Raw genomic sequence first — 26,990 nt, 5'->3', positions numbered from 1 at the left:
CGCTACGAGAAGACAGCGACCATCTACCTGGCCGGACTCCACATCGCCGGCATCTTCCTCTGGTCCGCACGATGATCCAAACGAAACGGCCTAGGTCGCGGCGCGTTCGGGGCCTGTTCTCGGGCATGGAGTACCTCCGTGAGATCCGCTCTTTATGATACGACCGTATCATGTTGGTGATACGGCGGTACCATGAAAAGGTGCCTCAAGTCGCACCGGACGGCGGACAGGCGACCCACCAACCCCCACCACGGCCGGAGACACTACGGATGCCCAAGCGCGTGGACCACGATGAACGCCGCACCCAGATCGCTGAAGCACTCATCCAGGTCGCAGGGCGACAGGGCCTGCACGCGGTCGGCATGCGCGACGTCGCCGCCGAGGCGGGTGTCTCACTGCGCCTGGTGCAGTACTACTTCCAGACCAAGGAGAAGCTGCTTTTCCACGGCCTCCAACACCTGACCGACCGCTTCACCGCGCGCGTCGGCGCCCGCCTAGCCGCTGCCGGCCAGAACCCGGGCCCTCGCGCGACCATCGAGGCACTGCTGCTGGCCTCGCTGCCAACCGACGAGGAGAGCCGGACCTTCCACCTTCTCTACAGCTCCTACTCGATCCTGTCCGTGACCGACGAGGCCCTCGCCGCCCAGCCGTTCATCGACAACCCTGACGCCGCCGAGAACGTTGTTGCTCAGCTGATCCAACAGGCGCAGGACACGGGCCAAGCCGATGCCGGAGTCGACGCTCGCACGGAGGCGATCAGCCTGCTCGCCATGACAGCAACCCTGGGTACCAGCATCCTCGTCGGACAGCGCACGCCGGAGTCTGCCACCGCGGCACTCCACTACCACCTCGACAGGATCTTCGACAGCAGCCAGACCGCGCCCACGACTCGGTGACTTCCCCTCTCGGCCTCACCGGCACCGGCTGAGGTGCTGTTGAGCCGAGACATCAGCTCACGGTCAGCGCCCGAGTGCTGCCAGATCCTTGTCGCGTCCGCCAAGCCGCGAGTTGAGCTCCGCAACCTGCTGCTCGAGGAGAATCATCTCCTCCTCGAGGGCGTCCGCGTCGGGAAGGCTCCGAGCCCAGCAATCTGCCAGGCCTCCTGACCGAGGACATGGGACGGCCGTTGTTCGAGTTCGAGGATCCGCTGGACCTGGCGCGTGCGTCGGCGAGGTCGGCCAGGAGGAAGCGGCGACTGGCCTCGGGACCCGTGGGGCCTGCCGACGGTTGCACAGCGCGGGCCAGTACGGCGGCGTGGAGATCGCCGTGCCGGCGGATTAGCTACGGTGCACGTGCACCGGGCGCGCAACGTCCGGAACGGCGAGCTTCAGCCTGTCGCGAGTCAGTGGTCGAAAGCGGCCAGGACGCGACGGCGCCCACGGACCGAATCGTCGGCGCAGGCCTTCGTGAGCCGGTCGGCAGGCAGCGGCCGGCTAACGCTTCCCGTCCCAGCCGGGCACCGCTCGTGGTGAATCGGATGACGGCCTACCTCGCGGCTCAGCTCGGAACGTTGAAACGGCCGTCGACGAGGGACCACACTCTCCGCGTGCGCTCAACCAGGCAGTTTCACTGCATAGATCCAGTCGAAGCCGTCGTATCCGGGCCGTCGAGATGTTCTGCCCGCATCAGGCCGGCACGTACCACCACGCGCTGCGAGGCAGCGCTGACCGGCCGGACCCGGGCGATCAGCGGGAGATCGGCAACGTGGCGCGATACCCGGTCGGTGACTACGATCGCCGCCTCGCCGGAGAAGCCCTGACCCCACGCCGAGGTGGCGAAACGGTAGAAGAGGGTTCCCGGTGAGGCTGACGATTTCGGACAGGTGAGGGGCGACCGGGGTGGTTGCCGTGGGCGCGCTCGGGAACGCCGTAGCGGTCAGGGCAGCCGCCCACTACGGCAACTCCCGGCCCAGGCCGCCTGAGAATCGGCCACTCGACCGCCTGGCAACAAACGCGTGCGGATCGGCCCTGAGCCAGCCCGGCGGAGGTTGCCGGGTCGGCCCGGACGGGGCACCCGCAGAGACCTGGCAAGGCACAGAAGGGAAGGTATGCCCGTGCTCCCTGATCGACGGGATCGTCCGCGAGGGTGCTCGCCGCCGCCCTGGAGGCGGAAGTCAACCAGTACACAGCCACCGGCAACGCGTCTGAGCAACGCCGTCGTGGGCGAGGAGCGGGAGCGCATCGGGTTGCCCGGCACCGTCTATGAGCAGGTACTACGCGATCCAGGTACTACGCGATCAGAGAATGTCCGTACACGAAGTGCACTCCGGCGGGCAGGTCCAGATCGTGGCTCCGGTGACCAACTGGGGAGATGCCATCGGGCTTCTCCTCGGTGGTGACTCGGACAGGGCAGGCTCGGCGGAGCCGCTGGAGCGCGGCCGTACAGGGCGGGGCAGCATCTCCGCCCTGTCAGAAGTGGCCGCCACCTGCGTCTCTTGGCACGGCGGCCGCACAACACCTGCAGGAACGACGGGGCCCGGCATGCCGCCGGGCCCCGTCGTTTGCTTGAGCTGCTTCGGTCAGTGGCGGACGATGTTCTCCGCCTGGGGGCCCTTCTGGCCCTGGCCGACGTCGAAGGTGACCTTCTCGCCCTCGGCCAGTTCCCGGAAGCCGTTGCCGGCGATGTTCGAGTAGTGGGCGAAGACGTCCGGTCCGCCACCGTCCTGCTCGATGAAACCGAAGCCCTTTTCGGCGTTGAACCACTTCACGGTGCCGCTGGCCATGCTGCTGTCCTTCGATATCGCCGAGGAGACCCCGGCTGGTACATGAGAAGGGGTCGCCCGTCACCGGCCAACCCACAGAGTCTTTTCTACCCCACCTGCCGCACAGTTCACCCGACCCGGGCCCTATCGGGAGCAGCGACTGCCGGGACGTCGAGCCCGATCGGGTGACGGCCGCTCGTGGGTGGGGTGCCGTTGACGAGCGGTGGATCAAGTGTCAGGCAGCCCGGACGGTCCGGTTACCGGGGCGCCCAGGAGCCGGCCGGCCCAGATCGGGAGTCACACCGAACGTCTTACGGTCCCGCCTCCGGCCCCGAACACGCCAGCACGATCCGGGCCCGCAGGGCCAGAGCCTGGGCCGATGCCGCCCGACGTGTCCACCGCTCCAACACCGCCCGCTCGTCATCGGACAGCAGCCACGGCTCCGACTTGGGCCCCCGACGGGGAACTGACGCACCAGCAGCAGAAGTCACACCACTACTGACGAGCAACTACTGGCGCAGGACACTAGAGACCCTCACGCGGAACGCCAATACGGCGCAACAGCCCCAGCAGAGTGGCCCGTTCGCTTTCGTCCAGCGGGTCGAAGGATGCGGCGAGGACATCGCGTGTGACGGTGCGCCCCGCCCTCAAGACGTGCTCGCCGGTCTCCGTCAGGTGGTGCTCGATGCGCCGGCCGCGACCGGGACGGCGCTCGATGAGGTGCTGGGCCGCGAGCCGGGAGGCCAGTGTGCCGAAGGACTGGTCGCCCTGGAAGGTGGCGACCGCCAGTTCGTGTGCGGACGCTCCGGGCGTACGGGCGATGGCCCGCAGCGCGTCCCACTGCGCCAGCGTCGTGCCGACCGCCGAGAGGTGGGCGTCGAGCGCGCGATGGTGCCGGTACTGCGCTTCCTTAACGGCACGCCCCAGTTCTTCGAGATCGACAGGAACGGCGGACGGGCCCGGTTCCACGGTGGGCGGCGCGGCGAGGTCGGACGCGGCGCCGGTGTCGGCAGACGTCCTGCTCCCGGCCTTGTCGCCCGCGTCTCGGACCCTGGGTTCCTCGTGGTTCGCGGTCATAGTCGCATCCTAGTCCAGAATGTAAGGTTGCGTATATATGCATGCGTAGATACCGTGAGGTACATGACCGACACCGAGACGCGAACCCGTACCGTCCACCCACGCCCCGACCTTCCCCTCACCCTCACCGAGACCGGCTCCGCCGACGGCCGCCTCGCACTCGTCCTGCACGGCGGTGGCGGGCCCGCCACCGTCCAGGGCGTCGCCGCGCATCTGGCCGGCCGGCACGGCATGCGATGCGTCGTTCCCACCCACCCGGGCTGGAACGGGACCGAGCGCCCCGACTGGTTCACCGGCGTCGACGACCTGGCGATCGCCTATTTGCACTGGCTCAGGGACGAGGGCCACCGCGACGTCCTCGTCGTCGGCTCGTCGCTCGGCGGCTGGACCGCGGCCGAGATGGCCTTCCGCGACGACGGCGCCGTGATCAGCTCCCTGGTCCTGCTCAACGCCGCGGGCGTTTCCGTCCCGGGAGAGCCGGTCCGCGAGATCTTCGGGCTTCGGCCGGACGAGATCGCCGCGCACTCGTTCCATGATCCGGCCCGTTTCGCGGTGGACCCTGCCACCCTCACCGAGGAGCGGATCGCGGTCCAGCAGGCCAACATGGCCACTCTCCGTCTCCTGGCCGGCGACCCGTACATGCACGACCCGAAGCTCCTGAACCGGCTCGCACGGGTGCGGATCCCGGCCCTCGTGGTGTGGGGTGAGAGTGACCGCATCGTCACGCCCGCGTACGGGCGGGCCTACGCGGGGGCGTTCGCCCGAGGGCACTACGAGCCGATCGCCGAGGCCGGCCATCTGCCGCACATCGAGCGCCCCGAAGCGACATTCGCCGCGCTGGACGCGCACATCGACGCACACGCCGGTGCCGTGAGCACTCCCGCCCGGCCGAGGTAGGGCCGTCCTACGAAGCCACGGACGGTGATGCGTTCTCGCATATCACGGTGTGTCCTGGTCGGTCGGCGTGAAGGCGTGCTTTCCGACCAGTGCGCCGACGGTGGACCCGGCGGAGAGCAGTGCGCCATTGAGGCCCGAGCATCGCGGGCTGACCTCGCCGGACCGCGTCCGCTCCGTCGCAACGAAGTGCAGTCACCAGCTTGCGAAAACACCACGGGCTGCCTGGTGAACGGTGCTGTTCAAGGCGACTCGGACGTCGTGATCACTCCGGCACACGAAGATCATCACATCCTGCGAGCCCTACGAAGAAGCTGAGATAGCCGCCCGGACACGATCCAACCGCAGCTGGTTTTCCCTCCGACCACCCCGAGGCAACGTCGATCGGTACACGCACCGCAATCTGCGTCGACGGCGAGTCGTGCACAGTCACCTCCACCGGGTCCTCGGGAACCACGTCCACCCAGGCACTCCGGCCACCTGCCGGCCGGTCGGCCCCCTCCTCGGCCTGAAGGGCATCGAGGCGACACTCCCCCTTCGTCCGGATCCTCATGCGATACCTGCAGACCGGCCCGCCCGTCGGCGAAGCCGCTCTTCAGAACGATCCTTGACAGTCGGGGACTTGGCGGCGCGATCTCGGCCCATCGGCGTATGAGCTTCAAGACGGGCAGACGGCTCCCCGAAGGTCGGCGAAGCATCGAAAGCCGTATCGGACGCCGGTCTGGCTGACCGTTCCAGCTTGAGACGGACCGCCGCTGCTTCATCGTGCTGGAGCTCGGTCAGCAGATCCCAGGCGCGCTGCCACGCGTCCCGGGCGGTTCGCATGTGCCCGGCTGCCAGCTCGACGTCGCCGAGGCGGTCGAGCGAGTCAGCCTCGTGGTACCGGGAACCGACCTCTCGGCAGCCCTCCGCCGCTCGGCGGAAACATCGAGCCGCGCGTGTGAGGTCACCCGTCTGCTGGTGCACCACGCCCAGGCTGTCCCAGGTGAGGGCGAGACTGTGTCGGTCGCCCAGTTCCTCGAAGACCTGGCGTGCGGCATCGCACAGGGCGAGCGCCTCCTCGTACTCGCCGAACAGGGCCTTGAAGTAGCCCATGTTGTTGAGGGCCTTGGCTTCGCCGCCCCGGTCGCCCACGCATCGGTAGAGAGCACGAGCTCGCTCATTGTGGTGCAGCGCGTCCTGAGGGCGCTCCTGGCGTTCGTAGCGGCCGGCAAGGTCGAGGTGGACGTCGGCCTGGCCCAGCACGTCCTTCTCGGCGGTGAACAGGTGGAGTGCCTGCCGAAGATGGGTCTGCGCGTCGGTGCCCGGGACGTTCCAGTCCAGAGCGGCCGCCAGACTGCGGTGGGCCTGGGCCTGGGCGGTCGTATCGCCCGTTCGCTCCGCCGCCTCCAGCGCGACGGTCTGCGCCGCCACCCAGTCCTCCCAGTGCCCGCCCCAGCAGAGGAACGTCTTGAGCGCGTAGGCCAGCTGCCAGCACGTCTTGTCGAGACCAGCCGCACGGGCTCGGCGGACGGTCGCCAGGAGGGCCGTGTGTTCACTGGTGAACCAAGCCCGAGCTTCTTTGATGTCCGAGAGGTGCTCGGGGTGCACGCCCCTTCCGGGCAGGGGCAGATCGAGGGGCCGGAGCTGGGGATCCATCAGGAGCGCGGCCCGCTGTGCGGTGTGCAGGTAGTGCTCCGTGACCCGTCTGAGAGCGAATCGTCTGGTCGTGGTGGAGTCGACCTGTCTGCCCAGTTCCTCAGCGTAGACGCGCAGGAGGTCGTGGAACGCGTAGCGGCCGTCAGCGCTCTCCGTGACCAGGTTGGCTCGGGCGAGCTCGGCCAGCATCGCTTCAGCCCGGGAAAGGGCGACACCGCAGAGGCTGCTGGCCGCGAGAGCGGTGATACCGGGCCCGGGGTGGACCGCGAGCAGCCGGAAGAGGCGGGCCACGTCCGTGTCCAGCGTCTCGTACGACCACGAGAGCACCGCGCGTACGTCGCTGCGGGCGTCACTGCCGGTGAAGGCGTCCAGACCGTGGGCGCGGCGCAGGCGCGCGACGAGTTGGTCCAGGGGCGAGGCGGGTGTGACCGCCGCCTGGGCGCCGATGACGGCCAGGGCGAGTGGAAGTCGGGCCGCCAGTTCGACCGCTTCGTCCACCGCCTGGGGGTCGGTTGCAGCGCGGGCGTGACCGATGCGGGCTATGAGAAGTTCTCGCGCCTCGTCGGGCGGCAGCACGTCGAGCGGTACCGGTTGAGCGCCTTCCACGGCGACGAGGCCAAGGAGCTGGTCCCTGCTGGTCACGACGGTCAGGCTGGTCGCCGACCCGGCAATCAGCGGCCTCACGTGCTCGGCGTCCCGGGCGTTGTCGAGGAGGACCAGCAGGCGGCGTCCGTCTGTCAGTGTGCGGAACAGGGCGGTTCGGGCATCCTGCGACGCGGGAACGCGAGCGCGCTGCACGCCGAGCCCTTCCAGGAGACCGCGCAGTGACTCGTGCGGCGTCACTGCGGATCCGTCAGGCGCGAAACCACGTAGGTCCAGATGGAGCTGGCCGTCCGGGAAGTCCGCGCGAACGCGGTGCGCCCAGTGCACGGCAAGCGCAGTCTTTCCCACGCCTCCAGGGCCGGAAAGAACGATCGGCCCTGTGCCGGCGTGCCGACGAGCATCGTCCAACAGAGCGTCCAGCCGAGCCAGTTCCGTTCGCCTGCCCGAGAAGTACCGGGGGGCGGGAGGAAGCTGGGCCGGGACGTCTGCCGCAGGTGTCCCTCCGACCGTGATGGCGGACCGGGGTTCTGGTGCGGGCTCCGGTCGGTAGAGCGCCGCTGTTGTCTTCGGCGGCTCCCCCGGGCTCTGCAGGATTTCTGCCAGCGCATCCTGGACGGCGCGGCCCGGCTCGACGCCGAGTTCGTCAGCCAGGGTGCTTCGGAGCCGGTGAAAGACTGCCAGGGCTTCCGCCTGGCGATCCGCGCGGTGCAGGGCCACCATCAAGTGACGATGGAAACCCTCGCGCAGGGGATGCTGCTCGGTGAGCGCGTACAGCTCGGCCGCCAGGCCGTGGTGCCTCCCCAGGTGCAGTTCTGCCTCGCAACGCCATTCCAGCGCTACGAGCCTGGCCTCGTCGAACACTTTCAGGCGGGGGCCGTAGCACAGACTGTCCGCGAGTCCTGGAAGGTCCGCCACCGGACTCCCTCGCCAGAGCTCCAGCGCCGTCGCACACGCCCGGCGTATCGTCTCCCAGTCCTCGCTGATACGGGCGGCACGGGCCGTGCTCAGCAGTTCCTCATGCCGATCGCTGTCGAGCTCGCCCTGATGGACGTCAAGGACGTACCCGGTCGGCACAGAGCGGAGCCGCCCACCGCCTTCTGGCCCGAGCGCTCTGCGCAGACGCGTGATGTGATTGTGCAGGGAGCTCGCGGCCGTCGCGGGCTGGGCGGTCCCCCACAGGACGGCCTTGAGTTCGTTCAGCGTCACCACCTGACCGCGCCGCAGGAGAAGGACGGCGAGCAGGGTCCTGACATTGGTACTGCCGATAAAGGGAGAGTCGGCGGTGTCATGTGCCATAAGAGGGCCGAGCAGGCCAAATCGCATGTGTGTGTAACCCCCGGACTCGAGTGGATCATGGTTTACGCGAACCTCGATCAGTGGCCGATCCCATAAGTGGTACGTCATGCAGGGCAGTTCGGACGAAGAGGCCACGCCCATTTCCATGGAACATCCGTCCGAACCTTCCGTGTCGACTGCCGATCGGCACGCTCCCTCGGAGCAGCCCGGGGACTCCACACAGACGCTCAAAGCAGTCTGTTCAGCGCTGATCGCTCGTGGGCGCCCCGCCGGACCGCGGCATCGACGTGAGCGAGCGGTCCGCTCAGGCCCGGCCCGCGTCGCCCGTCCGCCATTTCCGGCCGTCTCGGCTGTCAGCCGGTCCGACTGCCTCACTCTGCACGCGCTTTCGCCGCCCCCCGGCCCTGGCCCGGCCGACTACGCCGTCGGCGGCCGCCTGCCCAGGAACTTGGCCCGGTTCCTCTCCCCTCTCAGCCTGTAGATCATGACTGCGACGAACGTTGGGGGCTGATCAATATCTTTGCGAAAAGGGGCAGTCAGCGCTCTGGATCTGATGGAAGAGCGGTGATTGGTGCTCCGTTGGCCGCCTGTTGCCGCTGTCCCGGACGATCCCTCGTGTGCGGCGAACGCCGCACACGAGGGAGGGAACAGATCATGAACGCACGCACCATCGCGCGCCGGGCCGTTGTCGGAGCCGGCACTCTGGCCGGAGTCGCCACCCTGGTGCTGGGCAGCAGCGGGGTCGCCTCCGCCGAGACCGCGCGGTCCACGGTCTGGAGCAAGAACTGTTCGGGGACCTTGATGACGGAGTACGTTTCGGGCGGCGGGGGCTGGCAGGTCCGGAACTACGTGAACAACAGCAATGGCAGCACCACTTGTTCAGGCTGGATCGACTGGGCGCCGGAGGGCAACACCAACCACTACTACGGTCTGCAGAACCGGATCTGGGTCGACTCGTGGAACAGCCTGGAGTCCACCTATATCCCGGACAACGCCCCCGCGCTGGCACGGGTCTGCGTGCAGGCGAACGGCGACAACACCGCGCGCTGCACCGCGTGGTGGTAGGCCGTTGACGATCACGACGTGATCGTCACGAGCGGTGGACCACTGGCCACTACGGGTGCCGGACGGGCCGGCCGAGCGCGCTGGGGCCGACGGTCACACGGTCGTCGGCCCCCAGGCCGTCCATGTCAGTCAGAGTCTCCGGATGCCGGACCAGACGGTTCGGCATGAAGGCCGAACCCCAGAGTGGCCCAAGGATTCATCATAGGAATGGACCACGCTCCTGGGCTGCTCCGCTCGTAAGGTCGGACACATGGCGGCGGGCGCACAGCAGTCCGGCCAGCGCTGTCCAGATCGGCCGGCCGCGCTCTATCGGCCCGCCGAGGGGACGCTGAATGGGCTTTCCGTCCCCGCAGCATTTCCGCCAAAGAGACAAGTGGCGAGGAGATAATCCCCATGAAAGCGATCGTGGTAAACGACCAGGCCGCGGGAACGGCCGGGATGGCGCTGACGGAACGGCCTGAGCCGTCCGCATCGATCAACGACGTCATCGTTCAGATTCACGCATCGGGCTTCGTCCCGACCGAGCTGGAGTGGCCATCGACCTGGACCGATCGCGCCGGTCGCGACAAGACACCGTCGATCCCCGGCCACGAGCTGGCCGGAGTGGTCACCGCCCTCGGTTACGGCACGACGGGGCTGTCGGTCGGGCAGCGAGTGTTCGGCCTCGCCGACTGGCACCGGGACGGCACTCTGGCGGAGTACGTGGCGATCGAAGCGCGCAATCTCGCACCGCTGCCCGGCGACGTCGACTTCACGGTAGGCGCGTCCCTGCCCATCTCAGGTCTGACCGCGTGGCAGGGGCTGTTCCAGCACGGCCGCCTTCAGTCCGGCCAGAGTGTCCTCGCCCATGGTGCGGCCGGGGCAGTCGGGACGATGGTGACCCAGCTCGCACGTGAGGCCGGCGCTTACGTCATCGGCACCGGGCGCGCCGCCGACCGTGAGAAGGCACTCGGCTTCGGTGCGCATGAGTTCGTCGACCTCGAGAATGACGCGCTGGAAGACATCGGTGACGTCGATCTGGTCTTCGATGTCCTTGGTGGCGACGTTCAGAAGCGATCCGCTTCCCTGGTCAAGTCTGGAGGAACGCTGGTGTCCATCGTCGGCCCGGTCGAGGCGCGACCCGCCGAGGGCCTGGCGGTGGACTTCGTTGTCGAGGCCGATCGTGCCGAGCTGGGTGAGATCGTGCAGCGGGTGCGGGACGGACGGCTGCGGACGAACATCGGTGACATCTCGACCCTCGACGATGCCGTCGCCGCCCTCAACCCCACCGAGCGGCGCAAGGGAAAGACCATCATCCGCGTTCGTCCCTGAGTGCCCTTCCAGGGCGTCCAGGGCCGCCTGCGGGCGCAAGCTCTCCTGTCCATCAGCGGCGCGGCGTGCCCGGTTCAGGATTCGGACGAGGCAGGCCTGCCCTACGGCCAGGACGCCGCGGTTGGCGGTCCGGAGACGGTCTGCGGTCCGGGCTTCCCTGCTGCGCTCGGCGAGCAATCGGGCGGGTCTCTTTCGGTAGGCGGAGGGTGTCGAGGCATCCGGCGTCTTCGGTGTAGGGCACATCGGGGTGGTGATCAGTCAGACGGCGTTCTTCTGACGTTGGCGCTCAGAGATGCCGTTGGGACAGAATCGACCGTGATCGTCCCCAGACAGCGAACGGATCGCGGCGGATACGGCAAGGCGCGGTTGGGCCGCCGAGTTCCCCGACATCCCCACCTCGTCATGCCACTGTCCGCGGTAGTCGGCCCGTGCGCGTGGTTCGCATTTTTCAGAGCAACGCGGTGATGCCGACCCGGTCCTCGGGCAGGCCTGCCGCGCGGAACCACAACCAGTTTCCGGCGATGCCGGACGTCGACTCGTCGGTGTCCACGAAGGCCTGGAGCAGGTCGCGCTGCGCGAAGGTGAGGGGGCGGGTCGGGTCGTAGCCAGGGAAGAAGGCTCTGTACAGGATCGGTCCGCATTCGTGGTCGACCATGGACGTGCCACCGGTGGTCACGACGGCGATGGCCACCGGTGCCACTTCTTCGAACGATTCGGCCAGGGCGAGCGCGGAACGCAGCACGGTGAACCGGAACCACCCGTCCAACCCGGGCAACGGCTCGGGAAACCAGCCGTCCGTCGTTCGCGGGTCCCGCAACGCTTCGAGGAGGACGGCGAGGGCGCGCGGTCGATCAACATGGGCGGGCCCGAGCGCGGCGCAGACCCGCACGGCCGGCTCGGGGTCGACGAGCAGGTCGGAGGTGTCCATGCCCCACAGGGTGAGTGCCCGCGCCACGCTCGCTCGTTCACGTAGGGTTCCGACGGCTCCCAGCCGGTCCCGCAGCACTGCGGCGGCCCGCGGCACCCGGACGGAGAGCCCTGGGGCGGAGAGCAGCGGTACCGCGGCGCCGAGCGCCGCCTCGCGGACGCGGGGGTCAGGAGAGGCGAGGAACGGCTCGACCGCGTCGGCAATGGCGGGCCGTACGTCCCGGCAGGCCTGGAGTGCGGCGAGCTCGTCCGGGTCATGCTCGAGTGACGTCTCCTCGTGCCAGGGTTCCCACTGCCAGTGCGTCCGGTCCCGCACCGGGTTCTCCCCGTAGGCGGCTGACTCGGCCATCTGCCCCAGCCAGGCGAGCAGGTCGATCCGCAGGCTGCGTGCCGGCCCGTCGTCCCACGGCAGGTACCCCTCGTGCTCGGCGAGGCCCATGGGGTGGTCGAGGATGGCGGCGACGAACAACGCTGCGGGCGCTGTGACGGTGTACAGCGAGCCCTGGTGCAGCACAGCCATGTCCAGCGCGCCCACCGCCGCGGCCCGTACTTCGGGATCCTCGTCCAGGAGGGAGCACAGAGAAGCGGGTATGTCCTCGGCGGGCCCATAAGCATGTCCGAGGGAACCCCAGTCCGTCTTCAACAGCAGGTCTCGGGCCGCCCTTGGCAACCCGCTCAGGATCCGCATCGTGCGAACGCTCTGTCCATCCGTCATGTCTGCACCTTGCCGGCACCCACTGACAACCCCGCTCTCGGGGACGAGGGCGAGTCACCACCTCTCATTCGTGAAGGTATTCGAACCTGGACATCGAAACAGACCGGACGGCGACGCAGCGAATCAGGAATTCTTCCGAGCCGCCGTCATCTTGGCGAGCAGAGTGTCCATTGGCTCCTTCGGTGAATCGGCAGCAAGCGCACGGCCGGTGAAGGCCGCTGCCAGCCGCCCGCCGGGGAATCAGCCGCGTCCCGCGACAATTCCTTTCAGACGGCGACGGGCACAGCTGATGACGGACATCCATCGGGTTGACCGCGGCACAATTGAGGATGCTTCAGGGTGAAAGTTGACGAGCTTTCACCTGCCTTCTTGAGTAATGGAGTTGATGCCGCCTCTGTGATCGGGATGGGAGTCCTCGTGCGGGCGGGCGGCGTCATGGGCGCGGTGTGGCGTTCAGATCGGCGGCGACCCGGAGGGCTGTTTCGCGGAGCCAGATGTGTGTCGAGTCGTGTGTGTGGACGGGGTGCCACCACAGGGCCTCTTGAAGCTTGAAGGGGGACGGTTTCGTAGGGCGCCTGCACGACGCGGACGGGCGTCATGTCGCATGTGAGGTCGGCGAAGCGCTTCTGGACGAGGGCGATACGGTTCGTTCCGGCGACCATGAAGGGCAGCGCGGAGAAGCTGTCGACCGACACCTCGCCGGGCAACTCCTGCGGCAAGGCGTTCAGTTGCTGTCCCAGCCGGGAGCGGTCACCACGCCCGGCGGCGGCTACGGCTTCCGGTTCTTCGACGTGGACGGCCGCACCATCGAGGTCACCGCAGACGTCGAGGCCCGCCGGCACCGCAAGATCGAGGAGAAGGAGTCCGTCCCGGTCAAGCTGTCGCACGTGGTGCTGAACTCGCCCGACCAGGACCGGACCCGCGAGTGGTACGAGCGCCACCTCGGCTTCCGGCCGTCGGACACGCTGCCCTCGCCGCACATGGGCGAGGTCATGCACTTCATGCGCATCAGCAGCCAGCACCACTCCATGGCGATCGCCCGGGGCGCGCACACCGCCCTGCATCACATCTCCTTCGAGATGCGCGGCATCGACGCCGCCGAAGGGGCCCTCGTCGTCGCTGACGCCGACGAGACCCAGGCGTCGCTCCTACCCCTCCGCCGCACTGGCAGCCTGGCACGCCGTTGGGCCGGTCCTGGGCGTTGCACGCCGTCGTGCACCAGGCCGGCCTCTTCCGGCGCCTCCCGGAGCGGCCCCGGCTGCGCCTGGTACGACGGGTGCCGGGCCCTTTCGGCTCGTGGTGGCTCAACCGCGCCTCGACGGCGTGCCCTTGCTGCCGGGGCAGCGCATCACCGCTGCCACGGACGAGGGGGACGGCGTCTTGCTCACCACGTGTGACCGGCAGGGTCGCACCAGCACCCAACGGACCGGACACGTACTGGCCGCCACCGGCTATCGCGTGCGCATCGACGCTCCTGACTTCCTGCACCCAGAGCTGCGGGCCCGCCCCGCCCGCGCCGGGAGCCCGTCAGCACCTCCGTGACGAGCGGGACCGCCACGCCGAGGGCTGCTTCGGCTGCCACGGTCCCGCCCGGTGTGCGCTGTCGGCGTTCCCGCTCCTCCCCCGGGACCTGCCGTTGAGTCCAAGCCGTCATTCGGGCCCGGACTGTCCTGTCCAGCCGGCTGCCGGGCATCGCCGACCGTTGGCTTCGGCCAGGTGAGTACGGGCGGCGTGCAGTTCGGTGTACTCCGGCTCGGTGGACGCAAGGGACGGCCACAGGTGCACCGCCAGCATTCCGGACGCCAGGGTGATCAGGCCCAGCACGATCACGGCCGACTGCAGGCCTGCCGCCGCGCCGAGCCATCCGGCCAGCGGGTAGGTCAGCATCCAGCAACTGTGCGACAGGGAGAACTGTGCGGCGAATGCCGAGGCCCGCTGCTCAGGTGGGGCGGAGCGGCGGATCAGCCGGCCGGTCGGCGTCAGCACCATGGAGCAGGCGGCACCGAAAGCGGCCCAGACGGCCAGCAGCGTCGGCCAGCGCCAGCCGCCACCGCCGGCTCCGGTGACAGCGCCCAGTGCGGCGAAGACGGCTGCCAGGAGCAGGGCGCCGCGCAGCATCACCGTCCGGTCGGAGACGCGCTCCAGCACGCGCGGCAGCAGCAGAGCCACCAGCATCGAGCCACCGCCGTACGCCCCGAGAGCCAACGACACGTCGGCCACCCCGAGCCCCAGATGGTCACGGACGTACACCACGCTGTTGACGGTGACCGTCGCGCTCGCCGCCGCCACCGCGAGATTCAGCGCCAGCAGGGAACGCAGCGGTGGCGTGGTGAAGAAGAGCCGGGTGCCCGCGGTGGCCTTTGCGTGCCTGGTCCCCGTGCGAGATTCCCGGGCGGCGCTCGGCTTGGGCAGAACGCCGGCGACCACCAGGACGGCCGAGGCCAGAAAACCGGCCACGGTGCCCAGGAACAGCCAGTTGTAGCTGATCAAAGAGAGCAGCGCGGCGGCGAGGGCCGGGCTGAACAGGCTCTCCAGGTCGTAGGCGAGGCGGGAGAGCGAGAGCGCCTGGGTGTAGTCGCGCTCGGCGGGCAGGACGTCGGGGATGACGGCCTGGAAGGTGGGGGTGAACGCGGCCGAAGCGGACTGGAGCAGGAAGATCAGGACGTAGACCTGCCAGACCTGGTCCACGAACGGCAGTATGAGGGCCACCGCGGCTCTGGTCAGGTCCGCTCCGGCCAACAGCGTGCGGCGCGGCAGCCGGTCGGCCATCGCGCCGATCATCGGGGCGATCGCCACGTACGCCCCCATCTTGATCGCCAGCGCGGTGCCCAGAACCGAACCGGCGTCGGCACCCGCGATGTCGTACGCGAGCAGACCGAGCGCGACCGTGGCCAATCCGGTGCCGACCAGGGCGACGACCTGAGCGGTGAACAGCTGACGGTAGGTGCGGTTGCGCAGGACGGACAGCATGCGTGGATCCCTCGTCCGGAGACGGTGAGCACGGCCGATTCCACTCTAATCATGAGTGCGCATGTGCGCACATGGCTTATCCAGATTGGGCTGTCGGCCGTGACTCCGGATCGCCGCGGCCTCTACGCTGTCCGCATGCCTGCTCGCGACTCCTTGCCAACTGCGCCGGATGTGCATCTGCGTCCCCCGGACAGCGCGCGCCTCGCGGAAGCGACCGAGGTGTTCGCGATGCTCTCCGACATCACCCGGCTGCACCTGCTGTGGCTGATCGCGCAGGGCGAATCGGACGTCGGCTCTCTGACGGATCGGTGCAAGGCCTCACGGACGGCGGTCAGCCAGCACTTGGCGAAGCTGCGGCTCGCCGGCCTGGTCGACACGCGGCGTGAGGGCCGGCATGTCTACTACAGCCTTCGCGACGGGCATCTGCGTCGGCTGGTCGTCGAAGCGCTCAGCCATGCCGACCACCGGATCAGCGGCGAGGCTCCGCACGACTGACCAAGGACGGGACCTGAGATCACGGGACCTTCTGCGCCGTCCTGAAAGCTCCGGCCCGGTGTCACCGTCGAACAGGCCTCCAGGGCGCGCAACGCGATGGTCCGGCCGACCCGACGAGTGCTGTCGGATCGGCCGGACCGTCGGTTCCGGACCGTGGAGCTATGCGGAAGCCCCGCCCCGACGGCGTACGAGCATCACTACGCCGCCTGCCACCACGGCCACCGCGAGAGCGATGCCGGCCCAGGCACCCGTCGACAGGCCTCCGTCGTCGCTCTTCTTCTCGGCCTGGACCGCCGGCGAGGCCGTCGGCTCCGTCTCCTCCGCAGTGGGCGACGGCGAGGCCGTGGTCTCGCTCGGGGACGGGCTGACCGGCTTCGCACCGGCAGCGGCAGCCTTCAGCTTCAGGACCGGCGCCGGGGCATCAGCGTCCTCCCCCAGATCGATCCAACGGTCGATGCGCCCGTCGCTGTAGGTCTGCAGCGTCTTGAAGGCCAGCTCCTTCGCATCGGGGAGCTGCTTGACCACGATCGAGTACTCGGCGTTGACGCCGGCCTTCACCGCGGGGCCCTCGACGGTGTAGCCGTCGTCGGCGACGGTGAACTTCCAGCCCTTGGGACCTTCGCCGTAGGTGACGTCGGCCGAGGCGATGCCCTCGGGCAGGACCACGCGGATCTTGGTGATGCCGGCCGTGCCGGACTCCGACTCGGCGTCGAAGCTGACCTCGACGTTCTCGGCGAGGGCCTGGGCCTTGTCGGACTCGACCTCCACGTGGGCGAAGGCCGAGCCTGCGGCGAAGAGGACCGCGGTGGCGGTCACAGCGGTCGTCAGGGCCAGGCGGCGTGCAGTGTGGTGCGTGCTCAGGGCACGGAACATGGGTGTCTCCAGACAGGGGGCGGCACGGGGCGGCCCAACGGCCTTCTTGGCGGAATCAGTTGGCGTGAGCGAGTCCCGCCCCTGGAGGACCCCTCCGTACCACCACGTCCGCGAGCGACGCGCCCCTGAGAGGCTGCCTATCCAGCCAGGCCCGGACCACTTTCGGAAGCCTGTTCCGCGGCTCTTCGTGGCGTCCGGTGAGCAGGACGCACGCTGTGGCGATGCGGGCCCGTGCCGCGTCGACGGCGGTCGTCAGACCGCGCGCCAGGGACCAGCAGACAGTGTCCGCACGGTGCAGGAGTACGGCGACGAGCACGGTGGCCACCGCGTGCACAGCCGTCATCGCCGGCGAGTCGTGCGCCTGGCCGTGCCCGGCGGAGTGAGCGTCCATGGCGTGACGCATGTGCGGGGCCATGGCCCTGTGCGCCAGACCCTCCGAATGCTCCGCCATGAGCAACTGGTGCAGCCCGGCCTGAGCGGCACCGCACACCGCCACCACCGCGGCGAGTGAGCGGGGGCGCCGCGTGACGACCAGACCGACCCCGAAGAACGCCACCGCCGCCGACGCGGTCTGCCACCACGGCATCGCCCCACCAGCGATCAGATGGTGCGCGCTCGCCCCGAGCACCGTACCGACGAGAGCGAACACCACCGCCCTCAGAACGGGCAGCGGCGCGTGGTGCGTCGTCGTACGGAGCTTCGTCATGGACTGCCCATCATCGGGCATCGACCGCGAAATCCGGAGCCCCGATCTCCAAAGAGCCGGAGGCCGGATCCCCAAAGAGGCGGCTCGTCCGGAAACCTCCCGCCTGACGCCGGCACGCATGACGTTCCTGACCGTTCTCCGCCTCGGCCGCCCATGGAGACGGGCCAGTCGCTTCGTGGCTGGAGCGCCGCGTACACATAGTTCGCTCGCGATGCGTCATCGTGGTCCGGACATGTCGGCTCATCACCCACTCACCCGCGCCGCGGGAAGCACCACCGCACGTGCGGTGGGTCCGGCGGCCGTCGGCGGCCCTCTGGCCGCTGGCCCGCACCACACGACGACGGACTCGACCCCGCCCTGGACCGCTCCGGGACGGGCCGTGGCAGCACTCTCCGGATCCGCCTAGCCTGCCCATGCCCCTCCCCTGGAGCTGCGTGCGCACCGCCTGTCCGCGCACACGACTCAGCACGCGACGGCTACAAGATCGCTTTCACGGTGACCGAGGAGATCCGCGGCTCCCTCGCCCGCTTCTGCCGACAGGCCCCCGGCACAGGACGTCAGCGCGGTGTGGAGTCGTCGGCCTTGAACGGGCCGCCGTGGCCGGGCACGATCAGGTCCGCGGCGGTCAGCACGCGGAGCCGGGAGGCGCGCAACACCTCACGGTCGGGGGCTACGGGGTCGTCCGCCGGACCGTTCGCGTCCCACCACAGGTCACCGGCGAAGGCGACCACACCGGAATCCGTGCCGGCCAGCAGCGTGATGTCCTCGAGGCTGTGGCCCGGAGTACGGATCAGGCGTAGCGACGGGGTGAGTTCGTAGCCCTCCGCATCCCGGTTGCTCCACTGATCGCCCCGGTACTCCACCTTGTGGTCGTGCACCCGGGCCCGTCCGAACAGGCCCACGTTCATGGTGTTGTCGGGGTGGTGGTGGCTGAGCACGACGTCGGTGATGTCGTCGGGGCCGAGTCCCGCTTCCGCGAGCGGGGCCAGGATGCGGTCTCGGCTCGCCACCATGCCCGGGTCGAAGATCACATGCCTGCCCGCGTCGGCTATGTAGGAGACGGTGGCGGCGACCCCGGGACCGGTGGAGCCCGTGTAGCCGGTGGTCAGGATCGTGTACACGGCGCTGCGGCCGAGCGGTGCGTCTGTCATGCCCTCAATTCTGCGCAGAGGACGATCAGTTCACGAGTGGCACAGCTGCCACTGATCGCAGGATTCGTGCCACACTGCGGATGTGGATCCCTTCGTGACCGTGGCCGCGTACGCCCCGCCGGGAGTCGGCCTGCTCGCCGCCGGCATCGTCGCCGAGGTCTTCGGTCCGCACGGCGAGGCGCTGCCCGGATTCGACCTCGCCCTGTGCACCGACCAGCCGGGGTCGGTCCTCACCGACGTGGGGGTGCCGCTCACCGTCACTCACGGTCTGGACCGGCTCGCCTCCGCCGATCTCGTGATCGCCCTTCCCTGGGCGGAATTCCGCACACCACCCGCGCGAGCCGTGCTCACCGCACTGACCGACGCACACGAGCGGGGCGCCCTGGTGTCCGCCCACTGTGTCGGCACCTTCGCGCTCGCCGCTGCCGGACTGCTCAACGGCCGACGGGCCACCACCCACTGGCGGTTCGCCGAACTGCTCGCCCGCCGCCACCCGGACGTCACCGTCGAACCCGACGCCCTCTACATCGACGAAGGACACGTCATCACGGGCGCGGGAGCCGCCGCGGGCTTCGACTTGTGCCTGCACCTGCTGCGACGGGAGCACGGGGCCGCGATGGCCAACGCGGTCGCCCGGGACGTGGTACTGCCCTCACACCGCGACGGAGGGCAGGCACAATATCTGAAAGCCCCCGCCCCCGAGGACTGTCGTGACGAGCGTCTGACCGAGGCACTCGCGTGGGCCCGTGAGAACCTCCACAGACCGCTTCCCGTAGAAGAGTTGGCCCGGCGCGCCGTGATGAGCAAACGCTCCTTCGCCCGCCGGTTCACCGCCGCGACCGGCACCACCCCCCATGCCTGGCTGCGCAGCCTGCGGCTGAGCAGCGCCGAGGAACTCCTGGAGACGACCGACCTGCCGGTCGAGGAGATCGCCCACCGTGTCGGATACGGCAGCGCGGCTGTCCTGCGCGAACAGTTCGTGCGCCGCCGGGGAGTACCGCCCCACTCCTACCGCCGCTCCTTCACGAACAAGCCGTAGTGAGCGGCGGCCGACGGGCGGGGAAGCAGCCGCTGGGTCGCTCATCCACTCCCCGCGCGACCAAGGAGGTCGCGAAGGCCGATGCCCCCTCAGACCCGGTTCGTGCAGACTGTCTTTGCCAGGAAGCCGACGGCCGGTACGCCCGGGTGACCTGGACCCACGTTCCACGAACGGGCGACACCACATCGACCAAGTCGGTTGCGTACGGCACCGGGTCGGCGGATACGTCCCAACAGGGCTTCTCCGGAGTCGAGTGCACAGGATCCACAGGCGTCGGAAGCCGTAGAACCAGCCAGGACTTCGCTCCACGACCCATCGGTAGGTGCCCAACTCGGCGCCATGCCGGGTTCATCGCGATTCGTGAGAACGGCCGGGGTCGCCCCTCGCTTCACTTGGTTGGTTCTTGATGTATGCGGGGAGGCCGGGGAGCGAGGAGCGGGCCTTGATCACCGGTGGCTAGGTTGGGTCCATGACTGGTGACTGGCGGACGGATCGGATCGGGGCTGCCCTGCGAGGCGAGAACCCGACCGTGTTACGGCGGCTTACGTCGGGGTTCGCGGTGATCGGCGACGTTCAGTTCTTGCCGGGTTACTCGGTTCTCCTCACGGACGAGCCAGGCGTTCAGCGGCTGTCTGATCTGCCGAAGGCGAGGCGGCTGTCGTTTCTGGCCGACATGGACCAGCTCGGAGAAGCCGTTGAGCGCGTATGCCGACGCCTGGACCCCGGCTTCCGCCGGGTGAACCTGGAGATTCTGGGAAACACCGACCCCTTCCTGCATGCTCACGTCTGGCCGCGTTTCGATTGGGAGCCGGCCGAGTTGGCGGGCAGGCCCGTGTGGCTGTATCCGGTTGACCGGTGGAGCGATGAGAGGTTCAGGCTGGGTCCGCAGCATGACGTGTTGCGGGACGGGATCGGGAGCGAGCTGGATCGGTTGCGTTCGACGGGCTGACGGCGTGAGCCCGCCGACCGTCAGATCGGCGGGCTCGGTGATCAGTGACAGTCAGCGGATGACGGTGCGGTGAGAACCGACGAACAGAACACCGCTGTCGCCCCTCTCGCTGACGTCAACGGACACCCCAGCCCCGACACAATCAAGGCCCGGCATCATCAGCGACCATGACCAGTCGCAGTCGCCCTGCCCATGCCGTCACCCATGGGCAAGGCCGGATGCGTGCCCAACCGTTGCTCCCCGAAGGTCAGCAGTACGGTGGCTGATTGGTCAGGGAATCTGCCACCCACGGGGCGATGGGACCCTCGCAGGAGCACTCTTCACTGACAAGAAGGGGCGCCGTACCAACATTATGACGGCGTGTCAGATTTCCTGTCGACGAGCACCCTCGGCCGCCACCCACTTCCCCGCACCGGCGCGGGGTGCCGTCCCCGAGCAGCGACCCGATTCCCGGGGAACGCGCGGGCGCCGTCACGGAGTCGATCCGCGCACGACGGGTCCTCTACGCACGCCGGGCGAGCCTGGCCGGCTCCCCCTGGGGCGGGGCGAGGAGGACCGGCGGTCGGAGAATCAGGAAAGTCGTCCAGGACCGCAGCGACGTGATCACGTTCGGGCGCCCGGACGGCATGATCGGCACGACGGGACGAGCAGGAGCGCTTCGCCGGGACGGCGGGATCGCCCCGCCGAAGGGGGTCGCGACCGAACGCCCGGCGGACGGTGACGGAGAAGCGTGCGCGCGTATCGAGGCGTGCGGCCCCGGAGGGGTTTGCGGCCACCCTGCCGCGGCCCTCCCGGCGGAGTGCTGGACCTGGGTTCACCCATGCCCACCGTCCACTGCATCCGATCGCCCGCTTCGAGAAGAAAGGACGGTTATGATTTATTGTGACCGCCCTGGAGTGCGCGGGGGTGGCGACCGGACGTGGACCGTCCAATGCCAGGAGTCGGCATGATCGTGACGAAGCTGCATGACGCGGGCGCCACCAAGGCATGCGCGTACCTGTCGGCAAGCACCTCCACAGGTTTGCCGCTCGTCTCATGGCTCGCCTCCAGCAGAACCGAGAACCTGGAGTGCGCGGACCGCCGGGGCACCTTCATCGGCGCGTGGGCTCCGGGCTCCCACCTCCCTCGCCCCGGCCCTCGCCCTGGCGAACCACACGGAGCGGGAGTGATGACCCAGCGTCACCCCCGAGAAAACCTGAGGGGTCACCATGCCTGATTCACTCCAGCCTCCCGGCGAGACACCTCCGGTGGAGGGATCGATCGCGGAGGCCCACCCGGAGCGTCCGGACGGCGGAATCTGGGAGCATCCGTTCTTCTGGTTGACGCTGATCGTCATCGGATCCGTCTGCATCGCCGGGTACTTCATGTTCCGGATCTTCGCCCTGTGAACAACGCCGAGCCGATCGCTCCGCAGAGGATTCCGCGACGAACCGGAATCCGCACGGCGCAAGGACGGACCGCGCCCTCCTACAGTCGCCGAAGTCCGCTGAGCACCCTTTCGAGGATGGTCACGTGAGGCATGGACCCACCTGAGCCCTCATCCCCTTGTGGCTGCTGCACGCGGACGAGACCTGCCTCGGCGAGGTCCGCCACGAGGATTCGGGCGACTCCGAGAGGGAGGGAGAGAAGTGCCGAGATCTCGGCGACCGACTTGACCTCTCGACAGAGCACACAGATGCGGTATGCCTCCGGCGGCTGACCTCGCGCCGTTCGCGACATGTCGGCCGCGGTGACGACCAGCGCCTCGATGGCGAGCTGATGAGTCGGGCGGGTCCGACCACCGGTCATGGCATACGGCCGCACCAACGCGGACGGTGTCGCGCGGCGGCCGGACGTGGCGGACGCGGCGCGGGGGTCAGAATTCTGCGGCACAGCCTGCGGATGTCTGCCGCCGAACTGGCCTCCACCGGGCGACGTCACGACTCCTGCTCCCTTCGAGGGGCGCGCCGCACGGCCAGGGATCGTGCTCGTCGGTGCGGCGCATGTGTGCGTCCAGGTCCGAACGGCGCTCCGTGCGCCACGGCCACGTCCGGAGCGGCGCCTACGGGTCCGCAGTGCCGAGACGCCCGGTGCGCGCGGGTCGACGACCGGTTCCAAGCCCCCGGGAGGGGAGCCCGGAAGGCAAGCACGTCAGCACACCCCCTCGACCCCGCCCGTCCGCCGTGTGCTGTGACGGTGGGCCGAGGGCCACGTTCTCGCCCATCCGGACCACCGCCCTCCACCGCGAGAGGACGGGACGGCGCGGCCGACGCCAACCCGGCAGCGAAGTCGGCAACCTGTCCGGATCTCGCGTAATCGATTACGTACTCCATCACAGGAACGGACCTTAAACGGTGTGGCGCACGAATGACGGCCCTTCCGTCCAGTTCGCACGTTGCCGCGGAAATCGGCATATGCCGGAGTGACGATGGACTCTTCCGTACAGGATCCTTCCCGGCTCACATCGGCACCTGCTGACGACCCGTGAAACGCCCACTCGGCGGAGGCCGACGCAGCGGGGCGTCACCAGGAATCCAGGAGCACCGCGGACGTCCGCGCACGAGCAGGCGTCGATTCGACCGGCGCAGGACCTGCCGCGCCCCCTGTCCACCAGCGGCCAGCCTCGTCGCACGACGGACCGCGGGCGGCACTGCTGTCCGGTGCGCGGTCGCCGACCCGGCGTCCCGCGCGACCGCCCGGGCGAAGCCCTCGATGTGGTGCCGAAGCCGGACCAGTCCCGTCAGACCATCGGGCCCAGGCTCTCAAGCCCAGGTGCTCTCCAAGAACAAGAGGTGTGCGATGGCCGGGGTGGACGCGGGACCCATCAGGTCCCGGGACTTGGGTTCTCAAAGTTGGTGGACAGAATTCCGCCGGCAGCGGCTCACGGGAAACGGCCCTACCGACCGCACGTTCCTGCCGACCTCCCCGCCGCGCCATAGCCGACCGATCCGTCCGTCCAGATCTGCCGTGCACCGATCTGGGCGGATCGCCAGCCGGTCGGGGACCGTACCCAGAGGGCGGGGCGGTCGGTGCCGGGCCATGTCTCCACCCGCGGGCGGCCTCCGTCCTGCTCCCTCCGTGCCGGCGAGGGCCCGACCGTCTTCGACTGTCTGGTCAAGGTCCTCGACCGGCAGGTCCCCGGCGCTCTGGTGCTGCGCTGAACCCTCCACGCCTGGGGACCCTCGGCGGTCGAGGCGCGGGGTGCGCTGCTCGGCACGAGCGGGCGGTGCAGCTTGCACGTGGGGCCGCCATCGGACCGATTCCGAGCATCGGAGTTGTCCATCCAGGCCAGGTACCGTGCTCAGTCACGCCGGGGAGCCCCAGCCGTGTGGAACCGAGCGCTCGGGGCCGCACGTCTCCCATGCATGCCGGTGGACGGGGCGACGTCACGCGGGGACGCCGAGCGGCGGGTGCTCGAGCACGCGGGGCTTGTACTCGACCAGCTGGATGCGGCCGTCGAAGGTGCGGTGCCCGATCATCTCGAGGGCAACGTCCGGATAGCCGTCGTAGATGCGTTCTTCGCCCGTGGCCCCGGTGATCACCGGGAACATCACGACCCGGAAGCGGTCGACGAGTCCGGCACGCAGCAGGGACCGGCACAGGCTGAGGCTGCCGATCGTGCTGAGGAGCCCCGAGCCACTCGACTTCATGGCGCGGACCGCCTGGACGGCGTCGTCGCGGACGAGCGTGGAGTTGGCCCACGTCAGTGGCTCCTCGAGTGAGGAGGAGAACACCACCTTGGACGCTCGCGTGAGCTCGTCGACGGACGCCTCTTCCTCGGGCCTGAACTCGTCTTGGCCAGGCGGGACCTCGCCTTCGGCGAAGCCCGACATCAGGCGGTAGGTGTTCGCGCCCATCAGGTAGGTGGCCTCGGGCTGCTCGCCGAGCCATGCGAGGTACTCCGCGCCCTCGAGGCCCCAGAACCCGGGCCATCCCTCTCCTGATGCGTAGCCGTCGAGAGAGGTGATGAAGTCGACGAGAAGCTCCGACACGGCGGTGTCCTTTCCTAGGGTGTCACGTGCTTGGACCGGCCGGGAGCCACAAACTCATCGGCCGCGCCGTGGAGCAACGAGAAGACCCATGACGCTGCAGCCGATCGACCAGGCCCTGTGGCCCCTGCTGCGACACCCGAACTGCTCCTTCATCCTGTGCCGGCCGCCCGGCGACGGCCATGCCTGGTCATCCTCAAAGACCCCTCACCGGCCGGTGCGCACCACCAGCGGGGTTAATCGTCACCTGCGGTAAGGGCGTCGCGGCCGACACGGCTACGGAGCGTGCTCACCTTGGCACGCGTTGCGTTACGTAGGGCTGACACAGGTGCCTGACCTGCGATCCATCGATGCGAAAGCAGCAACGTGTGAATGCTCGTCTTGACGTGAAGCGAAAGTGGCGCTCGGGGTCGCAGTGCTGGCCGCGATCGCTGGCTCGACCGTCTCAGCATCGGCAACCGCCGGTACCAACGGCAGTGCGGCAGGAGCGGACCACTGGGGGGTGATCACCCGCAACACGATCGGTTCTCCCGTCGCCGCCCTGAGGAACGGCCCGTTCGGCTCCTTCGGTGTGACCGGCTCCGCCGCGAAGCCGCCCTGCGGAACGGGCAGCCTCGGCATCGAGGTCTCGGACAGTTCCACCTCCCTCACCCCGTCCAGTGAGAAGGTCGACTTCGGCAACGAGGTCGACTTCTACGGCAACCTGGTACTGGGACTGAACCAGGTCGGGTTTCATGTCTTCCAGACCGGCGAGAACACCTCCCACGGCTTCTCCCACCACCTCCTGGAACGGGGACGCCACCGCGCGGCACAACTCGCCTCCAGAGCGCCCTCCCGGTTCACGTCTGCAGTATGCGTCCGGGCCGGCCCAGCAAAGTCGGGCGGACCGAACCACTGCATGCTGTTCATCGTGGTCGTACGGGACGCCGCGGGCCGCCTCGCGTTCGAGCGGCTACAGAACCGGCTTACCCGGCGTGGTGCCGGGGCGGCGGAGGTTGTCCCGGCCGACCAGGGCCGGGCCGCGGCCGAACCGCTCACGCAGGCCGGCCGCGACGGACGGCTTCCTTGAGGCGCTGTTGCCGCGTACCACGACCAGCCGGGTCTTCTCGGTGCCCACCATCAGGACCCTCACGTTGAATTCTTCTTCGGCGACCTGGACTCGCGCAGTACCTGCGCCCTGGACGGAACGGCACCTACGTCGGCCGCGGCCTGTGTGATGGCCGGCGGGCCGTGACGGGCGTGGGCCCTGTGAGCGTCAGCGGGCCGTGCCGAAGTCCTGCGTCCAGTAGTTGCCGGGCTGTGCCACCCCCACACCGATCTCCTTGAAGCCGCAGTCCAGGATGTTGCGCTTGTGGCCGGCGCTGGCCATCCAGCCCGCCATGACCTGCTCGGGGGTGGAGTACCCGTACGCGACGTTCTCGCCGTAGGTGCTCCAGAGGTAGCCCGCGCGTGTGATCCGCTGTCCCGGGTCGGACCCGTCGGAACCGGTGTGCGACATGGTGTTGTGGCTCGCCATGTCCGCGCTGTGGGCCTGGGCGGCCTGCGAGAGCTTCGCGTTCAGGGCGAGCGGGGAGCAGCCGGCCTTGGCGCGCTCGCTGTTGACCAGGGCGACCACGCGGGCGACGGCGGGGGTCGCCGTGCCTGCGGCGGGGGCGGTGGTGGTGGGCGGTTTCGGTGCGGCGGTCGTCGAGGGGGGCACGGCGGTCGGCTTCGGCGCGGCGGCGGTCCTCGTCGGGGCGGGCGGGGTGGTCGCCTTCGAGAGGGGCGCCTTGGACTTCTTTGGGGCGGGCGCCACTGTCCTGGGAGAGGTCGTCGGCGCGGCCGAGGGCGAAGCCGTCGTCGTGGGCTTAGCGGTCCGGACGTCCCGCCCCCGGTGCCCGTCCCAGGAGGCCTTCCTCCCGTCCGTCCGGTGTCCGTCCCAGGGCGCCTTCCTTCCATCCGTCCAGGGACTGCTGGACGTGGCGGTGGTGGCCTCGGCTCCTTCGTCGCCCATGCACGCCATGGCGGCCGACGGCACCGCCACCGCGCCCATCGCCAGGACGGCGACGGCTATGGGTCGGCGGCGCGTCTTCCTGCCGTGCTTCCGGTGGTTCCTCATGCGGACCTCGTTCGGTCGACTCTCCTTGCGCCTCCGGCAGGCTCGGTTTCGCACAGACACTGCGCTTGACCTGCGGGGGCGCCTTGCGGAGCCGTCATTGTTAAAAGCCGCGGGAGGCCACGACAACGGGGGCTTCCACTACCGCACCTAGTAGGCGAGGGCGCCCTTGAATCCGGCCCGGGATTGTGCCGGTCCGCCGCGCCGGACGCCGACGGTACCTAACACTCCGTCAGAAGGGTGGCAGGGGCGGTCCGGCGGCTCGAGGCCGGCGACCCGGGCCGGCGGCCCCGGCCGAGATGCCGCGTATGCCTGCTTCCACATGCCAGATCCGCCTATGTCGCCCACCCGTCACGTACTATCGCGGCACGTTGACGGGGACCGGGCACGTGAGGGATGTCACTGACCTTCCCCACAACCCTTTCGATGCCCGCCGTGCGGGGGCGGTCGGACGGCGGTGACCGTGAGCAGGAGCGCGTCGAGGCCGCCAGGCCGCCGCCGCCGAAAGCCACCTCGC

21 protein-coding genes and 4 pseudogenes are annotated in these 26,990 nt (G+C 69.1%); 10 read left to right on the top strand and 15 right to left on the bottom strand.

Going from position 1 to position 26,990, the window contains the following annotated elements:
• Positions 1-269: 269 nt before the first annotated feature.
• The gene (locus ACFYW7_RS37505) at positions 270-896 is read left to right on the top strand and encodes a TetR/AcrR family transcriptional regulator (RefSeq protein WP_389510915.1); all 627 of its coding nucleotides are present in this window, start codon (positions 270-272) and stop codon (positions 894-896) included.
• Positions 897-1,566: 670 nt separating this feature from the next.
• Here the strand turns inward: ACFYW7_RS37505 and ACFYW7_RS37500 are convergent.
• From ACFYW7_RS37500 to ACFYW7_RS37490, 3 genes and pseudogenes are all read right to left on the bottom strand, one after another.
• Positions 1,567-1,737 (bottom strand): annotated as a pseudogene (locus ACFYW7_RS37500) (hypothetical protein); the annotation flags it as partial.
• Positions 1,738-2,518: 781 nt separating this feature from the next.
• Positions 2,519-2,722, bottom strand: a complete 204-nt coding sequence (locus tag ACFYW7_RS37495; protein WP_389510910.1) for a cold-shock protein — start codon at positions 2,720-2,722, stop codon at positions 2,519-2,521.
• A gap of 504 nt (positions 2,723-3,226) precedes the next feature.
• The gene (locus tag ACFYW7_RS37490) at positions 3,227-3,670 is read right to left on the bottom strand and encodes a MarR family winged helix-turn-helix transcriptional regulator (protein WP_389510913.1); all 444 of its coding nucleotides are present in this window, start codon (positions 3,668-3,670) and stop codon (positions 3,227-3,229) included.
• Between the two features lie 171 nt (positions 3,671-3,841).
• On the opposite strand from ACFYW7_RS37490, the gene ACFYW7_RS37485 reads away from it, so the two are divergent.
• Complete coding sequence (locus ACFYW7_RS37485; RefSeq protein WP_389510907.1) at positions 3,842-4,675, top strand: alpha/beta fold hydrolase; 834 nt, start codon at positions 3,842-3,844, stop codon at positions 4,673-4,675.
• Between the two features lie 262 nt (positions 4,676-4,937).
• Here ACFYW7_RS37485 and ACFYW7_RS37480 read toward each other — a convergent pair whose 3' ends face one another.
• Positions 4,938-5,225 carry a DUF5959 family protein gene (locus ACFYW7_RS37480; protein WP_389510904.1) on the bottom strand — a complete coding sequence of 96 codons (288 nt, stop codon included), beginning with the start codon at positions 5,223-5,225 and terminating at the stop codon, positions 4,938-4,940.
• Entirely contained in the window at positions 5,222-8,209 is a 2,988-nt protein-coding gene (locus ACFYW7_RS37475) for a BTAD domain-containing putative transcriptional regulator (RefSeq protein WP_389510902.1), read from the bottom strand. Before ACFYW7_RS37475 ends, ACFYW7_RS37480 begins: the two co-directional genes overlap by 4 nt.
• 654 nt (positions 8,210-8,863) lie before the next feature.
• Here ACFYW7_RS37475 and ACFYW7_RS37470 point away from each other — a divergent pair.
• Both ACFYW7_RS37470 and ACFYW7_RS37465 read left to right on the top strand, forming a co-directional pair.
• On the top strand, positions 8,864-9,274 hold the full coding sequence (locus ACFYW7_RS37470; RefSeq protein ID WP_389510900.1) for a hypothetical protein: 411 nt from the start codon (positions 8,864-8,866) through the stop codon (positions 9,272-9,274).
• 393 nt (positions 9,275-9,667) lie between these two features.
• Entirely contained in the window at positions 9,668-10,585 is a 918-nt protein-coding gene (locus ACFYW7_RS37465) for an NADP-dependent oxidoreductase (protein ID WP_389510898.1), read from the top strand.
• A gap of 448 nt (positions 10,586-11,033) precedes the next feature.
• Here the strand turns inward: ACFYW7_RS37465 and ACFYW7_RS37460 are convergent, their stop codons facing one another.
• Positions 11,034-12,227, bottom strand: coding sequence for a HEAT repeat domain-containing protein (locus ACFYW7_RS37460; RefSeq protein ID WP_389510896.1), 1,194 nt, complete (start codon positions 12,225-12,227; stop codon positions 11,034-11,036).
• A gap of 695 nt (positions 12,228-12,922) precedes the next feature.
• On the opposite strand from ACFYW7_RS37460, the pseudogene ACFYW7_RS37455 reads away from it, so the two are divergent.
• Positions 12,923-13,321, top strand: a pseudogene (locus ACFYW7_RS37455) (VOC family protein); the annotation flags it as partial.
• 556 nt (positions 13,322-13,877) lie between these two features.
• On the opposite strand, the gene ACFYW7_RS37450 reads toward ACFYW7_RS37455, so the two are convergent.
• Positions 13,878-15,197: an MFS transporter gene (locus ACFYW7_RS37450; RefSeq protein WP_389510894.1), complete on the bottom strand. Its 1,320-nt coding sequence runs from the start codon at positions 15,195-15,197 to the stop codon at positions 13,878-13,880.
• Positions 15,198-15,332: 135 nt separating this feature from the next.
• On the opposite strand from ACFYW7_RS37450, the gene ACFYW7_RS37445 reads away from it, so the two are divergent.
• Entirely contained in the window at positions 15,333-15,692 is a 360-nt protein-coding gene (locus tag ACFYW7_RS37445; protein ID WP_389510892.1) for an ArsR/SmtB family transcription factor, read from the top strand.
• A gap of 159 nt (positions 15,693-15,851) precedes the next feature.
• Here ACFYW7_RS37445 and ACFYW7_RS37440 read toward each other — a convergent pair whose 3' ends face one another.
• The 3 genes from ACFYW7_RS37440 to ACFYW7_RS37430 all read right to left on the bottom strand — a co-directional run bounded on the left by ACFYW7_RS37440 (position 15,852) and on the right by ACFYW7_RS37430 (position 18,422).
• Entirely contained in the window at positions 15,852-16,565 is a 714-nt protein-coding gene (locus ACFYW7_RS37440; RefSeq protein WP_389510890.1) for a DUF1775 domain-containing protein, read from the bottom strand.
• A gap of 55 nt (positions 16,566-16,620) precedes the next feature.
• Positions 16,621-17,271 (bottom strand): hypothetical protein, encoded by a 651-nt coding sequence (locus tag ACFYW7_RS37435; protein WP_389510888.1) that lies wholly within the window; start codon positions 17,269-17,271, stop codon positions 16,621-16,623.
• Positions 17,272-17,828: 557 nt separating this feature from the next.
• Positions 17,829-18,422: an MBL fold metallo-hydrolase gene (locus tag ACFYW7_RS37430; protein WP_389510886.1), complete on the bottom strand. Its 594-nt coding sequence runs from the start codon at positions 18,420-18,422 to the stop codon at positions 17,829-17,831.
• A gap of 82 nt (positions 18,423-18,504) precedes the next feature.
• Here ACFYW7_RS37430 and ACFYW7_RS37425 point away from each other — a divergent pair, with 82 nt between their 5' ends.
• A complete protein-coding gene (locus tag ACFYW7_RS37425; RefSeq protein WP_389510884.1) occupies positions 18,505-19,461 on the top strand; it encodes a GlxA family transcriptional regulator in 957 nt (318 codons plus the stop codon).
• Positions 19,462-19,722: 261 nt separating this feature from the next.
• Here ACFYW7_RS37425 and ACFYW7_RS37420 read toward each other — a convergent pair.
• Positions 19,723-19,809: pseudogene (locus tag ACFYW7_RS37420) on the bottom strand (IS5/IS1182 family transposase); the annotation flags it as partial.
• A 121-nt stretch (positions 19,810-19,930) separates the two neighbouring features.
• Between ACFYW7_RS37420 and ACFYW7_RS37415 the strand changes: the two are divergent.
• Both ACFYW7_RS37415 and ACFYW7_RS37410 read left to right on the top strand, forming a co-directional pair.
• On the top strand, positions 19,931-20,410 hold the full coding sequence (locus ACFYW7_RS37415) for an HIT family protein (RefSeq protein WP_389510882.1): 480 nt from the start codon (positions 19,931-19,933) through the stop codon (positions 20,408-20,410).
• A 1,208-nt stretch (positions 20,411-21,618) separates the two neighbouring features.
• Positions 21,619-21,798, top strand: a complete 180-nt coding sequence (locus ACFYW7_RS37410) for a DUF6480 family protein (protein WP_389510880.1) — start codon at positions 21,619-21,621, stop codon at positions 21,796-21,798.
• 79 nt (positions 21,799-21,877) lie between these two features.
• Here ACFYW7_RS37410 and ACFYW7_RS37405 read toward each other — a convergent pair whose 3' ends face one another.
• Positions 21,878-22,330, bottom strand: a complete 453-nt coding sequence (locus tag ACFYW7_RS37405; RefSeq protein WP_389510877.1) for a DUF742 domain-containing protein — start codon at positions 22,328-22,330, stop codon at positions 21,878-21,880.
• Positions 22,331-23,418: 1,088 nt separating this feature from the next.
• On the opposite strand from ACFYW7_RS37405, the gene ACFYW7_RS37400 reads away from it, so the two are divergent.
• Positions 23,419-23,550, top strand: a complete 132-nt coding sequence (locus ACFYW7_RS37400) for a hypothetical protein (protein ID WP_389510874.1) — start codon at positions 23,419-23,421, stop codon at positions 23,548-23,550.
• Between the two features lie 225 nt (positions 23,551-23,775).
• Here ACFYW7_RS37400 and ACFYW7_RS37395 read toward each other — a convergent pair whose 3' ends face one another.
• The 3 genes and pseudogenes from ACFYW7_RS37395 to ACFYW7_RS37385 form a co-directional block, all read right to left on the bottom strand.
• A complete protein-coding gene (locus tag ACFYW7_RS37395; protein ID WP_389510872.1) occupies positions 23,776-24,381 on the bottom strand; it encodes a dihydrofolate reductase family protein in 606 nt (201 codons plus the stop codon).
• 982 nt (positions 24,382-25,363) lie between these two features.
• Positions 25,364-25,498 (bottom strand): annotated as a pseudogene (locus ACFYW7_RS37390) (kinase); the annotation flags it as partial.
• A gap of 135 nt (positions 25,499-25,633) precedes the next feature.
• Complete coding sequence (locus ACFYW7_RS37385; protein WP_389510870.1) at positions 25,634-26,476, bottom strand: CAP domain-containing protein; 843 nt, start codon at positions 26,474-26,476, stop codon at positions 25,634-25,636.
• Positions 26,477-26,990 lie beyond the last annotated feature (514 nt).

The sequence above is a fragment of the Streptomyces sp. NPDC002580 genome, assembly GCF_042889485.1.
In the GTDB taxonomy this organism is placed as follows: Bacteria; Actinomycetota; Actinomycetes; order Streptomycetales; family Streptomycetaceae; genus Streptomyces.
Note: the sequence above shows the minus strand (reverse complement) of the source record. Positions and strands in the feature narration are given on the sequence as shown.

Bases quoted from the DNA above. Each gene is read 5' to 3' on its own strand.
- ACFYW7_RS37505 (WP_389510915.1), top strand. From the start codon at position 270: ATGCCCAAGCGCGTGGACCACGATGAACGCCGCACCCAGATCGCTGAA.
- ACFYW7_RS37495 (WP_389510910.1), bottom strand. From the start codon at position 2,722: ATGGCCAGCGGCACCGTGAAGTGGTTCAACGCCGAAAAGGGCTTCGGT.
- ACFYW7_RS37485 (WP_389510907.1), top strand. From the start codon at position 3,842: ATGACCGACACCGAGACGCGAACCCGTACCGTCCACCCACGCCCCGAC.
- ACFYW7_RS37480 (WP_389510904.1), bottom strand. From the start codon at position 5,225: ATGAGGATCCGGACGAAGGGGGAGTGTCGCCTCGATGCCCTTCAGGCC.
- ACFYW7_RS37475 (WP_389510902.1), bottom strand. From the start codon at position 8,209: ATGGCACATGACACCGCCGACTCTCCCTTTATCGGCAGTACCAATGTC.
- ACFYW7_RS37470 (WP_389510900.1), top strand. From the start codon at position 8,864: ATGAACGCACGCACCATCGCGCGCCGGGCCGTTGTCGGAGCCGGCACT.
- ACFYW7_RS37465 (WP_389510898.1), top strand. From the start codon at position 9,668: ATGAAAGCGATCGTGGTAAACGACCAGGCCGCGGGAACGGCCGGGATG.
- ACFYW7_RS37460 (WP_389510896.1), bottom strand. From the start codon at position 12,227: ATGACGGATGGACAGAGCGTTCGCACGATGCGGATCCTGAGCGGGTTG.
- ACFYW7_RS37450 (WP_389510894.1), bottom strand. From the start codon at position 15,197: ATGCTGTCCGTCCTGCGCAACCGCACCTACCGTCAGCTGTTCACCGCT.
- ACFYW7_RS37445 (WP_389510892.1), top strand. From the start codon at position 15,333: ATGCCTGCTCGCGACTCCTTGCCAACTGCGCCGGATGTGCATCTGCGT.
- ACFYW7_RS37440 (WP_389510890.1), bottom strand. From the start codon at position 16,565: ATGTTCCGTGCCCTGAGCACGCACCACACTGCACGCCGCCTGGCCCTG.
- ACFYW7_RS37435 (WP_389510888.1), bottom strand. From the start codon at position 17,271: ATGACGAAGCTCCGTACGACGACGCACCACGCGCCGCTGCCCGTTCTG.
- ACFYW7_RS37430 (WP_389510886.1), bottom strand. From the start codon at position 18,422: ATGACAGACGCACCGCTCGGCCGCAGCGCCGTGTACACGATCCTGACC.
- ACFYW7_RS37415 (WP_389510882.1), top strand. From the start codon at position 19,931: ATGACTGGTGACTGGCGGACGGATCGGATCGGGGCTGCCCTGCGAGGC.
- ACFYW7_RS37410 (WP_389510880.1), top strand. From the start codon at position 21,619: ATGCCTGATTCACTCCAGCCTCCCGGCGAGACACCTCCGGTGGAGGGA.
- ACFYW7_RS37385 (WP_389510870.1), bottom strand. From the start codon at position 26,476: ATGAGGAACCACCGGAAGCACGGCAGGAAGACGCGCCGCCGACCCATA.